Here is a 14,018-nt window from a genome sequence, read left to right as displayed (position 1 = left end):
TTGGTCAGGAAAGAGTCAACACCCTGTTACGTGGCATGATCACCTACCCGCCACGGCCGCCCGGATCTCGTCCGTGAGCCGTTCGGCGGCCTCCCGCAGCCCCGCCACGTCCGGTCCCTGGCTCAGCACGCCGCGGCTCACACTGGGCACCACATTGCCCACCGAGGCGCCGAACACACCGGGCAGATCCGCGGGCGTCGCGCCCTGCGCCCCGATCCCGGGAGCGAGCAGGGGGCCGTTGATCGCCAGGTTCGCTCCCGCGTCCCCGAGCGTGGCACCGACCACCGCGCCGACGGAGCCGAGCGGGGTCATCCCCTCGTTCTCGGCGGCCATGTGGTCGAGCATGAGCTGGGCCAGCGAACGGCCGTCGGCGGCGGTGGCGCGCTGCACCTCGGCACCCTCCGGGTTGGAGGTGAGGGCGAGTACGAAGACGCCCGCGCCGGAGAGGACCGCGGCGTCGAGCGCCGGACGCAGCGAGCCGAAGCCGAGGTACGGCGAGACGGTGACCGCGTCCGAGAACAGCGGCGAGTCCTTCTCCAGGTAGGTCGCCGCGTAGGCGCCCATGGTGGAGCCGATGTCGCCGCGCTTGGCGTCCATCAGCACGAGCGCGCCGGCCGCCCGCGCCTCTTCGACCGCCTTCTCCAGGACGGCGATGCCGCGCGAGCCGAAGCGCTCGAAGAACGCGGACTGCGGCTTGAGCACGGCGACCCGGTCGGCCAGCGCCTCCACGACCGTACGGGTGAAGCGTTCGAGCCCGGCGACGTCGTCGTTCAGGCCCCAGGCGGTGAGCAGCGAGGCGTGCGGGTCGATGCCGACGCACAGCGGACCGCGGGTGTCCATGGCGCGGCGCAGGCGCGCGCCGAACGGTTCGGGGCTCATGCGGTGGCCTTCCTGGTTTCTGCGCCGACGGCTTCGGCGAGGGTGGCGTACGGGGAGGCGGCCAGGCGCGCGGCCAGGCCCTTGTGGATGGCGCGGGCGTAGAACGGCCCCTCGTAGATGAAGGCGCTGTAGCCCTGGACGAGCGTGGCGCCGGCCAGGATGCGCTGCCAGGCGTCCTCGGCGTTCTCGATGCCCCCGACACCGACCAGGGTGATCCGGTCGCCCACGCGGGCGTAGAGGCGGGCCAGCACCTCCAGGGAGCGTGCCTTGAGGGGGGCACCGGAGAGCCCACCGGTCTCCCCGGTCAGGGACGGCGAGGACTTCAGGCCGAGGCCGTCGCGGGCGATGGTGGTGTTGGTCGCGATGATGCCGTCCAGGCCCAGCTCGACCGCGAGGTCGGCGACCGCGTCGACGTCCTCGTCCGCGAGGTCCGGGGCGATCTTGACGAGCAGCGGGACCCGCCGTCCGGTGACGGTGCGGTCGGCGGCCTCGCGCACGGCGCTGAGCAGGGGCCGCAGCGCCTCGGTGGCCTGGAGGTTGCGCAGCCCGGGCGTGTTGGGCGAGGAGACGTTCACGACCAGGTAGTCGGCGTGGGCGGCGAGCCGCTCGGTGGACTTCACGTAGTCGCCGGCCGCTTCGGCCTCCGGCACGACCTTCGTCTTGCCGATGTTGACGCCGACCGTGGTCCGGAAGACCGGCCTGCGGGCGGCCAGCCGGGCGGCGACGGCGGCCGAACCCTCGTTGTTGAAGCCCATGCGGTTGATCAGCGCGCGGTCCGCGACGAGGCGGAAGAGGCGCTTCCTGGGGTTGCCGGGCTGCCGCTCGCCGGTGACCGTGCCGATCTCGATGTGGTCGAAGCCGAGCATCGACATGCCGTCGATCGCGACGGCGTTCTTGTCGAAACCGGCGGCGAGGCCGAAGGGGCCGTGCATCCGCAGGCCGAGGGCCTCGGTCCGCAGCTCCTTGTACCGGGGCGCGAGCACGGCGGCGACGAAGGTGCGCAGCACGGGGATGCGGGCGGCGAGGCGGATCCACCGGAAGGCCAGGTAGTGGGCCTGCTCCGGGTCCATCCGCTTGAAGACCAGCCGGAAGAAGAACTTGTACATCGGGGGTGTCCTCACAGAGAGGGGGACACCGTTTCCGGTGTCCCCCTGCCGGTCTGCTAGTCGCGGGCCGCGGTCAGATGTTCCGCGTGTTCCTGGAGGGAACTGACGCCGACGCCTCCGTGGGTGAGCGCGTCGATGCCCTGGACGGCGGCGGCGAGCGCCTGGACCGTCGTCAGGCACGGCACGGACCGGGCCACGGCCGCGGTACGGATCTCGTAGCCGTCGAGGCGGCCGCCCGTCCCGTACGGCGTGTTGACGATGAGGTCGACCTCGCCGTCGTGGATCAGCTGGACGATGGTCCTCTCGCCCTGCGGGCCCACGCCCTCGGACTGCTTGCGCACGATCGTGGCGTTGATGCCGTTGCGCTTGAGGACCTCGGCGGTGCCGGAGGTGGCGAGCAGCTCGAAGCCGTGGGCGACGAGTTCGCGCGCCGGGAAGATCATCGAGCGCTTGTCGCGGTTGGCGACCGAGATGAAGGCGCGGCCCTTGGTGGGCAGCGGGCCGTAGGCGCCGGCCTGCGACTTCGCGTACGCCGTGCCGAAGACCGAGTCGATGCCCATGACCTCGCCGGTGGAGCGCATCTCCGGGCCGAGGACGGTGTCGACGCCGCGGCCGTGGATGTCGCGGAAGCGCGACCACGGCATGACGGCCTCCTTGACGGAGATCGGCGCGTCCATCGGGAGGGTGCCGCCGTCGCCGTCGGCCGGGAGCAGGCCCTCCGCGCGCAGCTCGGCGATGGTCGCGCCCAGCGAGATGCGGGCCGCGGCCTTGGCGAGCGGGACCGCGGTCGCCTTCGAGGTGAAGGGGACGGTGCGCGAGGCGCGCGGGTTGGCCTCCAGGACGTAGAGGATGTCGCCGGAGAGCGCGAACTGGATGTTGATCAGCCCGCGTACGCCGACGCCCTTGGCGATGCCCTCGGTGGAGGCCCGCAGCCGCTTGATGTCGTGGCCGCCGAGCGTGATCGGGGGCAGCGCGCAGGCGGAGTCGCCGGAGTGGATGCCGGCTTCCTCGATGTGCTCCATGACGCCGCCGAGGTAGAGCTCGGTGCCGTCGTAGAGCGCGTCGACGTCGATCTCGATCGCGTCGTCGAGGAAGCGGTCGACCAGGACCGGCCGGGTGGGGCTGATCTCGGTGGACTCGGCGATGTACGAGGAGAGCCGGGCCTCGTCGTACACGATCTCCATGCCGCGGCCGCCGAGCACGTAGCTGGGGCGCACGAGGACGGGGTAGCCGATCTCGTCGGCGATGGCCTTGGCCTCGTCGAAGGTGGTGGCCGTGCCGTGCTTGGGGGCCGGGAGCCCGGCCTCGGCCAGGACGCGGCCGAAGGCGCCGCGGTCCTCGGCGGCGTGGATGGCTTCCGGGGAGGTGCCGACGACCGGCACGCCGTTGTCCTTGAGCGCCTGCGACAGGCCCAGCGGGGTCTGGCCGCCGAGCTGGACGACGACACCGGCGACCGGGCCGGCGAGCGTCTCCGCGTGCACGATCTCCAGCACGTCCTCGAGCGTCAGCGGCTCGAAGTACAGGCGGTCGGAGGTGTCGTAGTCGGTGGAGACGGTCTCCGGGTTGCAGTTGACCATCACGGTCTCGTAGCCCGCGTCGCTCAGCGCGAAGGAGGCGTGGACGCAGGAGTAGTCGAACTCGATGCCCTGGCCGATGCGGTTGGGGCCGGAGCCGAGGATGATCACCGCCGGCTTGGTGCGGGGCGCGACCTCGCTCTCCTCGTCGTAACTGGAGTAGAAGTACGGCGTCTTCGCGGCGAACTCGGCGGCGCAGGTGTCGACCGTCTTGTAGACCGGGCGGATGCCCAGCGCGTGCCGCACCTCGCGCACGACGTCCTCGCGCAGGCTGCGGATGTCGGCGATCTGCGCGTCGGAGAAGCCGTGCCGCTTGGCCTCGGCGAGCAGCTCGGGGCCGAGCTTGTCGGCGGCGGCGAGCTCGTCGGCGATCTCCTTGATCAGGAAGAGCTGGTCGACGAACCAGGGGTCGATCTTCGTGGCGTCGAAGACCTCTTCCTGGGTGGCGCCGGCCCGGATCGCCTGCATGACGGTGTTGATCCGGCCGTCGGTCGGGCGGACCGCCTCGGCCAGCAGCTCGGCCTTGTCGCCGGGCTCACCGGTGAAGGCGAACTGCGAGCCCTTCTTCTCCAGCGAGCGCAGCGCCTTCTGGAGGGCCTCGGTGAAGTTGCGGCCGATCGCCATGGCCTCGCCCACCGACTTCATGGTGGTGGTGAGGGTGGAGTCGGCGGAGGGGAACTTCTCGAAGGCGAACCGGGGCGCCTTGACGACGACGTAGTCGAGGGTCGGCTCGAAGGAGGCCGGGGTCTTCTCGGTGATGTCGTTGGGGATCTCGTCGAGCGTGTAGCCGACGGCCAGCTTGGCGGCGATCTTGGCGATCGGGAAGCCGGTGGCCTTCGAGGCGAGCGCCGAGGAGCGGGAGACGCGCGGGTTCATCTCGATCACGATGACCCGGCCGTCGGCGGGGTCGATGGCGAACTGGATGTTGCAGCCGCCGGTGTCGACGCCGACCTCGCGGATGATCGCGATGCCGATGTCGCGCAGCCGCTGGTACTCGCGGTCGGTGAGCGTCATCGCCGGGGCGACGGTGATCGAGTCACCGGTGTGGACACCCATCGGGTCGAAGTTCTCGATGGAGCAGACGACCACGACGTTGTCGTTCTTGTCGCGCATCAGCTCCAGCTCGTACTCCTTCCAGCCGAGGATGGACTCCTCCAGGAGCACCTCGGTGGTCGGCGAGAGCGTCAGGCCCTGTCCGGCGATGCGGCGCAGCTCGTCCTCGTCGTGCGCGAAGCCGGAGCCGGCGCCGCCCATGGTGAAGGACGGGCGGACGACGACGGGGTAGCCGCCGAGCGTCTCGACGCCCGCGAGGACGTCGTCCATGGAGTGGCAGATGACCGAGCGGGCGGACTCGCCGTGGCCGATCTTGGCGTTGACGGCCTCGACGACGCCCTTGAAGAGGTCGCGGTCCTCGCCCTTGTTGATGGCCTCGACGTTGGCGCCGATGAGCTCGACGCCGTACTTCTCCAGGACACCGTTCTCGTGCATGGAGATCGCGGTGTTGAGCGCGGTCTGGCCGCCCAGGGTCGGGAGCAGCGCGTCGGGGCGCTCCTTGGCGATGATCTTCTCGACGAACTCGGGGGTGATCGGCTCGACGTACGTGGCGTCGGCGATCTCCGGGTCGGTCATGATCGTCGCCGGGTTGGAGTTCACCAGGATGACGCGCAGGCCCTCGGACTTGAGGACGCGGCAGGCCTGGGTTCCGGAGTAGTCGAACTCGGCGGCCTGGCCGATGACGATCGGGCCGGAGCCGATGACCAGGACGGACTGGATATCGGAGCGCTTAGGCACGCTGGCCCTCCATCAGGGATACGAAACGGTCGAAGAGGTACGCGGCGTCGTGCGGGCCGGCGGCTGCTTCGGGGTGGTACTGGACGCTGAAGGCCGGCTGGTCCAGGAGCTGGAGCCCCTCGACGACCTGGTCGTTCAGGCAGACGTGGGAGACCTCGGCGCGGCCGAACTTCGTCTCGGACACCTTGTCGAGCGGGGCGTCGACGGCGAAGCCGTGGTTGTGCGCGGTGACCTCGACCTTGCCGGTCGTGCGGTCCTGCACGGGCTGGTTGATGCCGCGGTGGCCGTACTTCAGCTTGTAGGTGCCGAAGCCGAGGGCGCGGCCCAGGATCTGGTTGCCGAAGCAGATGCCGAAGAGCGGGGTCCTCCGCTCCAGGACGCCCTGCATGACGGAGACCGGGTGGTCGGCGGTGGCCGGGTCGCCGGGGCCGTTGGAGAAGAACACGCCGTCGGGCTCGACCGCGTACACCTCCTCCAGGGTGGCGGTGGCGGGCAGCACATGCACCTCGATGCCGCGTTCGGCCATCCGGTGCGGGGTCATGCCCTTGATGCCGAGGTCGATCGCGGCGACGGTGAACTTCTTGGTGCCGATCGCGGGGACGACGTACGTCTCCTTGGTGGCGACCTCGGCGGAGAGGTCGGCGCCCACCATCTCGGGGGCCTGCTGGACCCGCGCCAGCAGCGTGGCCTCGTCGGCGATCGCGTCGCCGGAGAAGATGCCGACGCGCATGGCGCCGCGCTCGCGCAGGTGGCGGGTGAGGGCGCGGGTGTCGATGCCGCTGATGCCGACGACGCCCTGGCGCTCCAGCTCCTCGTCCAGCGAGCGCCGCGAGCGCCAGTTGGAGGGCACCCGGGCGGGGTCGCGGACGACGTAGCCGGAGACCCAGATCCGTCCGGACTCGGGGTCCTCGTCGTTCACCCCGGTGTTCCCGACGTGCGGGGCGGTCATCACGACGACCTGGCGGTGGTACGAGGGGTCGGTCAGCGTCTCCTGGTAGCCGGTCATGCCGGTGGAGAAAACCGCCTCGCCGAAGGTCTCCCCCACGGCCCCGTAGGCGCGGCCGCGGAAGGCGCGGCCGTCCTCCAGGACGAGTACGGCGGGAGCTTTGGCGGCTCCCCGGGTGGAGATCGTCATCGTGCGGTGCCTTCCGTAGTTCTGGTGAGTTGGTCGATGGCCTCGACCCAGGCCGGGTGCTCGGCCGAGCGGTCGGAGCGGAAGCCGGAGTCGATCAGCTTGTCGCCGTGGGCCCAGGTGATGATCAGCAGGCCGCCCTCGGGGAGGACCTTGCCCGCGATGCCCTTGTCGAGCCGGGCCCCGCGCAGTGCGGCGGCCGGCACGAAGAAGTCGGCCGCGCCGGGGCGTACGACGTCGAGGCCCTGATCGGTCAGGGTCAGCTCGACGCGGCTGCGGGTGCCGAGGCCGTGGGCCACGATCCGGTCGAGCCACTGCCCGGCGGTGGTCGAGGCGTGGTACCGGCCGGTCAGCGTGAGCAGCTTCTCGCCGTCCGCGAACCCTTCGGGGGTGGAGTGGAGTTCCGGCAGGTCGGACTGGAGGCTGCCCCGCCACTTCCATCCCTGGCGCATCAGCCAGTAGACGAAGGCGATCAGGACGAGCAGTCCGACGACCCAGCTGATCCGGGCGGACCAGTCGGTCACCTCGGCCGACTTCTGCTCGGCGGCGAGGTGGTACAGGGGGATGAGTGATGTCACGCGAGCTTCCCGTCGACGACCGTTGCACGGCCCCGCAGGAAGGTGTGGGTCACTCGGCCCGGCAGCTCACGCCCCTCGTACGGAGTGTTGCGGCTGCGGGAGGCGAAGCCCGCGGGGTCCACGACACCACGGTAAGCCGGATCGACGAGCGTGAGGTTGGCGGGTTCGCCCGCCGAGACGGGCCGGCCGTGCCCGTCGAGCCGTCCGATGGCGGCCGGGCGGAACGACATCCGGTCGGCGACACCCGCCCAGTCGATGAGCCCGGTGTCGACCATCGTCTGCTGGACCACGGACAGCGCGGTCTCCAGGCCCACCATTCCCATGGCGGCGGCGGCCCACTCGCAGTCCTTGTCCTCGTGCGGGTGCGGGGCGTGGTCGGTGGCGACGCAGTCGATGGTGCCGTCGGCGAGCGCCTCGCGCAGGGCCATGACGTCGGCCTCGGTGCGCAGCGGCGGGTTCACCTTGTAGACCGGGTTGTAGGAGCGTACGAGCTCGTCGGTGAGGAGCAGGTGGTGCGGGGTCACCTCGGCGGTGACGCTCCAGCCCTTGGACTTGGCCCAGCGGACGATCTCGACGGAGCCGGCGGTCGACAGGTGGCAGATGTGCACCCGGGAGCCGACGTGGGCGGCGAGCAGGACGTCGCGGGCGATGATCGACTCCTCGGCGACGGCGGGCCAGCCGCCGAGACCGAGTTCCGCGGAGACGACGCCCTCGTTCATCTGGGCGCCCTCGGTGAGACGGGGCTCCTGGGCGTGCTGGGCGACGACGCCGCCGAAGGCCTTCACGTACTCCAGCGCGCGGCGCATGATCACCGCGTCGTCGACGCACTTGCCGTCGTCGGAGAAGACCTTCACCCCGGCGGCCGAGTCGTGCATGGCGCCGAGCTCGGCGAGCTTCTTGCCCTCCAGGCCCACCGTCACGGCGCCGATCGGCTGCACGTCGCAGTAGCCGGACTCCTTGCCGAGCCGCCAGACCTGCTCCACGACACCGGCGGTGTCGGCGACCGGGAAGGTGTTGGCCATGGCGTGCACGGCGGTGAAGCCGCCGACGGCCGCCGCCTTGGTGCCGGTGAGGACGGTCTCGGAGTCCTCCCGGCCCGGCTCGCGCAGGTGGGTGTGGAGGTCGACCAGGCCGGGCAGCAGGATCTGGCCCCCGGCCTCGACGACGCGTGCGTCACCGGCCTCGATGTCCGTGCCGACCTCGGCGATGGTCTCGCCGTCGATGAGGACGTCCTGGGGTTCGCCGCCGAGGATCTTCGCGCCGCGGATAAGGATCTTGCTCATGGTTACTTGTTCTCCTCGGTACGGAACGGGGCGGCGGATTCGTACCCGCCCAGCAGCAGGTACAGGACGGCCATGCGGATCGAGACGCCGTTGGCGACCTGCTCGACGGCCGTGCACCGGTCGGAGTCGGCGACCTCGGCGGTGATCTCCATGCCACGCACCATCGGGCCGGGGTGCATGACGACGGCGTGCGCGGGCATCTTCGCCATCCGGTCGCCGTTCAGGCCGTAGCGGCGGGAGTACTCGCGCTCGGTCGGGAAGTACGCGGCGTTCATCCGTTCACGCTGCACACGCAGCATCATCACCGCGTCGGACTTCGGCAGCACCTCGTCGAGGCCGTAGCTGACCTCGCAGGGCCACTGCTCGACGCCGACGGGGACGAGGGTCGGCGGGGCCACCAGGGTGACGTGGGCGCCGAGCGTGTTCAGCAGGTGGACGTTGGAGCGGGCCACCCGGCTGTGCAGGATGTCGCCGACGATGGTGATCCGGCGGCCTTCGAGGTCCCGGCCCAGTCCGCTGTCGGCGCCGACCAGGCGGCGGCGCATCGTGAAGGCGTCCAGGAGGGCCTGGGTGGGGTGCTCGTGGGTGCCGTCACCGGCGTTGACGACGGCGCCGTCGATCCAGCCGGAGGTGGCGAGGCGGTACGGGGCCCCGGAGGCGCCGTGCCGGATGACGACGGCGTCGGCGCCCATCGCCTCCAGGGTCAGCGCGGTGTCCTTGAGCGACTCGCCCTTGGAGACGGACGAGCCCTTCGCGGAGAAGTTGATGACGTCGGCGGACAGGCGCTTGGCGGCTGCCTCGAAGGAGATGCGGGTACGGGTCGAGTCCTCGAAGAAGAGGTTGACGACGGTACGGCCGCGCAGGGTGGGGAGCTTCTTGATCGGCCGGTCCGCGACCCTGGCCATCTCCTCGGCGGTGTCGAGGATCAGGACGGCGTCGTCGCGGGTGAGATCGGCGGCCGAGATGAGGTGGCGCTTCATCTGGGTGTTCTCCGGGGGCTGGAGGGGTTCAGGCATGCGGGCGTGCGGAAGCGGCCGTACGGCTCGTGGCCGGGCCGTACGGGTGCGGTGCGGCTACTGCTCGCCCGTCGGGGCGGTCCGCTCGACACCGAGCAGCACGGCGTCCCGGCCGTCCTCCTCGGCGAGCTGGACCTTGACCGTCTCCCGCAGCGACGTGGGGAGGTTCTTGCCGACGTAGTCGGCACGGATCGGGAGTTCGCGGTGACCGCGGTCGACGAGGACCGCGAGCTGCACCGCGCGGGGCCGGCCGATGTCGCCCAGGGCGTCGAGCGCGGCACGGATCGTGCGGCCCGAGAAGAGGACGTCGTCGACGAGGACGACCAGGCGGCCTTCGATGCCCTCGCCGGGGATGTCGGTGCGGGCCAGGGCGCGCGCCGGGCGCAGCCGCAGGTCGTCGCGGTACATGGTGATGTCGAGGGAGCCGACCGGCATCTTTCCGCCGGTGATCTCTTCGAGTTTCTCGGCGAGCCGGCGGGCGAGGAAGACGCCCCGCGTCGGAATGCCGAGGAGCACCACGTCGTCGGCGCCCTTGGCACGTTCGACGATCTCGTGGGCGATCCGGGTCAGTACCCGGGCGATGTCGGGAGCCTCCAGAACGGGGCGTGCCGCATTGCCGGTGGCTTCGTGCTGTGCGTCCATAAGAAACGGACCTCCTTCTCCGCCTCACGGGACGGACCTTAAAGGACGTCGAAATTGCGTCAACCACGTTACCAGGGCTTGCGCCGGCCTCCGATCCCACCCCCGGGAAGGGCCGGTCCGGACCATTCGGCTTGACGCATCCAAGTAACGCTGCGTAACCTCACAGTGAGTTACCAGCAACGCGGCGGAGCCGCGAAATGTCCCAGCGTCCGGGGAGCCTTATGTCCAGCGAATACGCAAAACAGCTCGGGGCCAAACTCCGTGCCATCCGCACCCAGCAGGGCCTCTCCCTCCATGGCGTGGAGGAGAAGTCCCAGGGCCGCTGGAAGGCCGTCGTCGTCGGTTCGTACGAGCGCGGCGACCGCGCCGTGACCGTGCAGCGCCTGGCCGAGCTCGCGGACTTCTACGGGGTCCCGGTGCAGGAGCTCCTGCCCGGCACGACGCCCGGAGGGGCCGCCGAGCCGCCGCCGAAGCTGGTCCTGGACCTGGAGCGCCTCGCCCACGTCCCGCCGGAGAAGGCCGGTCCGCTGCAGCGCTACGCGGCGACGATCCAGAGCCAGCGCGGTGACTACAACGGCAAGGTGCTCTCGATCCGCCAGGACGACCTGCGCACACTGGCCGTGATCTACGACCAGTCGCCGTCGGTGCTCACGGAGCAGCTGATCAGCTGGGGCGTGCTGGACGCCGACGCGCGTCGTGCCGTGGCCCACGAAGAGGGCTGAGGCCCCACTGAAGAAACGTACCGCCGTGTTCGGCGCGGGTTCACTCCTTCGGGTGACCGCGCCGGCACGGCTTTTTCGTGTGCGCCGGCTGATGTGCGACGGTCCGTGCGTGCCGGTCCGCCGCATGCCGAAGGGCCCACGGTCCGCAGACCATGGGCCCTTCGTCGGCTGAACGCCGCCGTCGGCTACTGCTCGCGGCGGAGGTTCGGCTTGAGGTCCTTGAAGCGGGCCAGCAGCCCGTTCACGAAGGACGGGGAGTCGTCGGTGGAGAACTCCTTGGCGAGCTGGACCGCCTCGTCGATCACCACCGCGTCCGGGGTGCCGTCCACCCAGATCAGCTCGTACGCACCGAGCCGCAGGATGTTCCGGTCGACGACCGGCATGCGGTCGATCTCCCAGTCCACCGCGTAGGTCACGATGAGGTCGTCGATCCGGTCCGCGTACTGCGCGTACCCCTCGACGAGCTCCATCGTGTACTCGGTGACCGGCGGCTGACGGTTGTCGGCCCGCGAGTGCCGCACCCAGTCCGCGAGGACCGTCTGCACGGATTCGCCGCGCTGGTCGGCCTCGAAGAGGATCTGGAAGGCGCGCTTGCGGGCCTTGTTCCGGGCAGCCACGGTTAGCTGTTCACCCGGCCGAGGTAGTCGCTGGTGCGGGTGTCGACCTTGACCTTCTCACCGGTGGTGATGAAGAGCGGTACCTGGATCTGGTAGCCGGTCTCCAGGGTGGCGGGCTTGGTGCCACCGGTGGAGCGGTCGCCCTGGACGCCCGGCTCGGTCTCCTGGATGACGAGCTCGACGGCGGCCGGGAGCTCGACGTAGAGCACCTCGCCCTCGTGCTGCGCCACGGAGGCGGTGAAGCCCTCGATCAGGAAGTTGGCGGCGTCACCGACGGACTTGCGGTCGACCATGAGCTGGTCGTAGGTGTCCATGTCCATGAAGACGAAGTACTCGCCGTCCATGTACGAGAACTGCATGTCGCGACGGTCGATGGTGGCCGTTTCGACCTTCACACCGGCGTTGAACGTCTTGTCGACGACCTTGCCGGAGAGCACGTTCTTGAGCTTGGTGCGCACGAAGGCCGGGCCCTTGCCGGGCTTGACGTGCTGGAACTCGACGACGGACCAGAGCTGGCCTCCGTCGAGCTTGAGCACCATGCCGTTCTTGAGGTCGTTCGTGGAAGCCACGGTTGCGGAATCTCCTGGACTGAAGCTGGTGGAACGACCGAGGATGCGCGCTAGAGCGCGAGCAGCTCCTTGGTCGTAATGGTGAGTAGCTCGGGTCCGCCGTCCGCCTCGGGGCGCACGACGAGCGTGTCATCGATCCGGACCCCGCCCCGGCCCGGGAGGTGGACCCCCGGTTCGACGGTGACCGGCACACAAGCGTCCAGTTTACCCATGGCCGCAGGTGCCAACTGCGGGTCCTCGTCGATTTCGAGTCCCACCCCGTGCCCGGTCCAGGGCGCCAGGCCCCCGCCGTGCCCCGCGGAGTCCAGGAGATACCGGGCCGCGCGGTCCACGTCGCGGTAGGCGGCGCCCGGCACGAGAGCCTCGCGCCCGGCCCGCTGAGCGGCGAAAACCAGGTCGTAGAGCTCGATCTGCCAGTCGGCGGGCGTCGTCCCGATGACGAAGGTGCGGCCGATCTCGCAGCGGTAGCCACGGTAGTTCGCGCCCAGGCAGACGGAGAGGAAATCTCCCTCCTCGACCCGGCGGTCCGAGGGGCGGTGGCGGCCCTGCCCGGAGTTGGGGCCGGTGGCGACAGAGGTGGCGAAGGCGGGACCGTCCGCGCCGTGGTCCACCAGCCGGCGCTCCAGCTCCAGGGCGAGATGCCGTTCGGTGCGGCCCACCAGGATGGATTCCAGGAGTTCGCCCAGGGCCTGGTCGGTGATCTCGGCGGCGATCCGCAGACAGGCGATCTCCTCCTCGTCCTTGACCACCCGCAGCTGCTCGACGGTGGCACCTAGGTCGGCCAGCCTCAGGCGGGGGGCGACCGAGCCCATGGCCCGGTGGCGGGAGACCGTCAGATGGTGCTCCTCGACGGCGAGGGACTCCGCGCCCGAGGAGGCGGCAAGATCGGCGGCCGCGACCACCGGATCGCCGTCGGAGCCCGGCAGCAGCGACAGCCGCAGCTGTTCGTCGGTGCGGCCGTCGGCGGGATCACCGCTCGGGGCGCGGGGGGTGAGCAGGACGTCCCCGCCGGGTCCGAGCAGCAGCACGGCCCCCGGGGGCGCCCCGCCCGCGAGATAGCGGACGTTGGCGGGGCGGGAGACCAGAGCGGCCGCGGATCCGACGGCGGCGCACCGGTCGCGGAGCAGCCCGCGGCGGACGGCGTACACCTCTGACATGTCACGAGCCTACGAGCGGTGGCGCGGGCCTGCTCGGTCAGCGCACCCGACCGGGGGGGCGGCCGCCGGCCGGGAGCGCCGTCCGGCAGTGGTTCACCAGGCCGGGGGGCTGGCTATGGAGCGGGCGAGTATGTCGTCCAGGACGCGGGCGGTGGTCTCCACGTCGTACGTCGAGTTGTCGATGATCGGCAGGCCTGAGCCGTACCAGCCGGCCATCCTGCCGTGGATCCTGGCGACCTCCTCGTCCGACAGGCGGCGGTTGCCACTGCGGGCGGCGTTGCGCTCCAGCACGATCTCCAGGCCGGGCAGCAGGACGACGGGCAGGAGTCCGGGGCCGACATGGCGCTTCCAGCCGCCGAGGCCGACGACCGGCCGGTCGGGGAAGACCGCGTCGTCGAGGATGCAGGAGATGCCGTTGGCGAGGAAGTTCCGGGCGGCGAAGCCGCAGGTGCGGCGGGCCAGGCGGTACTGGGCCTCGGAGTGGTCGTTCCACCCGGACTGCGGGTCGGCGAAGCCGGAGCAGACCCATTCACGGACGTCGTCGAGGCTGACATGGGCGGTGGGCACCCGGCGGCGGCTGGCCCAGAGCTTGGCCACGGTGGTCTTGCCGGCGCCCGCCGGACCGATCAGGAGGACGGCGAGGGTCGCGCTGCCGGTGCCGGGCTCGGCGGGCGGTGCGGGCAGCGGGACGGGGCCGCCGGGCGGCAGCTGGACGTGTCCCGTGGTCTCCCTCGTGGGAGGCCCCGGGGCGTGGTGCGGGGCCGGCCCGCTCCACCCGCCGGGCGTGGGCGGGGTGGTGGGCGGCGGCCCCGGCGGACCGGGGTGGCCGGGGTGCTGGGCCTGGTGCGACCAGCCGACAGGTCCGTTTCCGGGGCCTTGGGGCGGCGGCAGCGGGGCCCCCACTGCGTGCTGCATCCGGTGCCACTCCGTCTCGTACAGGCAACTGGCGCTG

General features: G+C 70.9%; 13 protein-coding genes. 1 reads left to right on the top strand and 12 read right to left on the bottom strand.

All coding sequences use genetic code 11. From position 1 onward, the window contains the following. Nucleotides 1-39: 39 nt before the first annotated feature. From pyrF to pyrR, 8 genes are all read right to left on the bottom strand, one after another. Nucleotides 40-879 (bottom strand): orotidine-5'-phosphate decarboxylase, encoded by an 840-nt coding sequence (gene pyrF / locus ACWCPY_RS12950; protein WP_451264333.1) that lies wholly within the window; start codon nt 877-879, stop codon nt 40-42. Further along, the gene (locus ACWCPY_RS12945) at nt 876-1,985 is read right to left on the bottom strand and encodes a quinone-dependent dihydroorotate dehydrogenase (RefSeq protein ID WP_451264332.1); all 1,110 of its coding nucleotides are present in this window, start codon (nt 1,983-1,985) and stop codon (nt 876-878) included. Before ACWCPY_RS12945 ends, pyrF begins: the two co-directional genes overlap by 4 nt. Before the next feature lie 56 nt (nt 1,986-2,041). Next, nucleotides 2,042-5,350 carry a carbamoyl-phosphate synthase large subunit gene (gene carB / locus ACWCPY_RS12940; protein ID WP_451264331.1) on the bottom strand — a complete coding sequence of 1,103 codons (3,309 nt, stop codon included), beginning with the start codon at nt 5,348-5,350 and terminating at the stop codon, nt 2,042-2,044. Further along, a complete protein-coding gene (gene carA, locus ACWCPY_RS12935; RefSeq protein WP_451264330.1) occupies nt 5,343-6,485 on the bottom strand; it encodes a glutamine-hydrolyzing carbamoyl-phosphate synthase small subunit in 1,143 nt (380 codons plus the stop codon). Before carA ends, carB begins: the two co-directional genes overlap by 8 nt. After that, on the bottom strand, nt 6,482-7,060 hold the full coding sequence (locus ACWCPY_RS12930) for a PH-like domain-containing protein (protein ID WP_451264329.1): 579 nt from the start codon (nt 7,058-7,060) through the stop codon (nt 6,482-6,484). Before ACWCPY_RS12930 ends, carA begins: the two co-directional genes overlap by 4 nt. Next, nucleotides 7,057-8,343 (bottom strand): dihydroorotase, encoded by a 1,287-nt coding sequence (locus tag ACWCPY_RS12925; protein ID WP_451264328.1) that lies wholly within the window; start codon nt 8,341-8,343, stop codon nt 7,057-7,059. Before ACWCPY_RS12925 ends, ACWCPY_RS12930 begins: the two co-directional genes overlap by 4 nt. A 2-nt stretch (nt 8,344-8,345) precedes the next feature. Further along, on the bottom strand, nt 8,346-9,323 hold the full coding sequence (locus tag ACWCPY_RS12920) for an aspartate carbamoyltransferase catalytic subunit (protein ID WP_451264362.1): 978 nt from the start codon (nt 9,321-9,323) through the stop codon (nt 8,346-8,348). Nucleotides 9,324-9,416: 93 nt separating this feature from the next. Beyond that, a complete protein-coding gene (gene pyrR, locus ACWCPY_RS12915) occupies nt 9,417-10,001 on the bottom strand; it encodes a bifunctional pyr operon transcriptional regulator/uracil phosphoribosyltransferase PyrR (RefSeq protein WP_072484539.1) in 585 nt (194 codons plus the stop codon). A 221-nt stretch (nt 10,002-10,222) separates the two neighbouring features. Between pyrR and bldD the strand changes: the two genes are divergently transcribed. Beyond that, the gene (gene bldD / locus ACWCPY_RS12910) at nt 10,223-10,723 is read left to right on the top strand and encodes a transcriptional regulator BldD (protein WP_014044812.1); all 501 of its coding nucleotides are present in this window, start codon (nt 10,223-10,225) and stop codon (nt 10,721-10,723) included. Nucleotides 10,724-10,908: 185 nt separating this feature from the next. Here the strand turns inward: bldD and nusB are convergent, their stop codons facing one another. From nusB to ACWCPY_RS12890, 4 genes are all read right to left on the bottom strand, one after another. After that, nucleotides 10,909-11,340 carry a transcription antitermination factor NusB gene (gene nusB / locus ACWCPY_RS12905; RefSeq protein WP_072484538.1) on the bottom strand — a complete coding sequence of 144 codons (432 nt, stop codon included), beginning with the start codon at nt 11,338-11,340 and terminating at the stop codon, nt 10,909-10,911. A gap of 2 nt (nt 11,341-11,342) precedes the next feature. Then, nucleotides 11,343-11,909, bottom strand: a complete 567-nt coding sequence (gene efp / locus ACWCPY_RS12900; protein WP_329817706.1) for an elongation factor P — start codon at nt 11,907-11,909, stop codon at nt 11,343-11,345. Between the two features lie 50 nt (nt 11,910-11,959). Then, nucleotides 11,960-13,066 (bottom strand): aminopeptidase P family protein, encoded by a 1,107-nt coding sequence (locus ACWCPY_RS12895; RefSeq protein WP_451264327.1) that lies wholly within the window; start codon nt 13,064-13,066, stop codon nt 11,960-11,962. A gap of 93 nt (nt 13,067-13,159) precedes the next feature. Next, nucleotides 13,160-13,981 (bottom strand): Pro-rich N-terminal domain-containing protein, encoded by an 822-nt coding sequence (locus ACWCPY_RS12890; protein ID WP_451264326.1) that lies wholly within the window; start codon nt 13,979-13,981, stop codon nt 13,160-13,162. Nucleotides 13,982-14,018: the final 37 nt, after the last annotated feature.

It is taken from the genome of Streptomyces sp. NPDC002403 (assembly GCF_053593015.1).
Note: the sequence above shows the minus strand (reverse complement) of the source record. Positions and strands in the feature narration are given on the sequence as shown.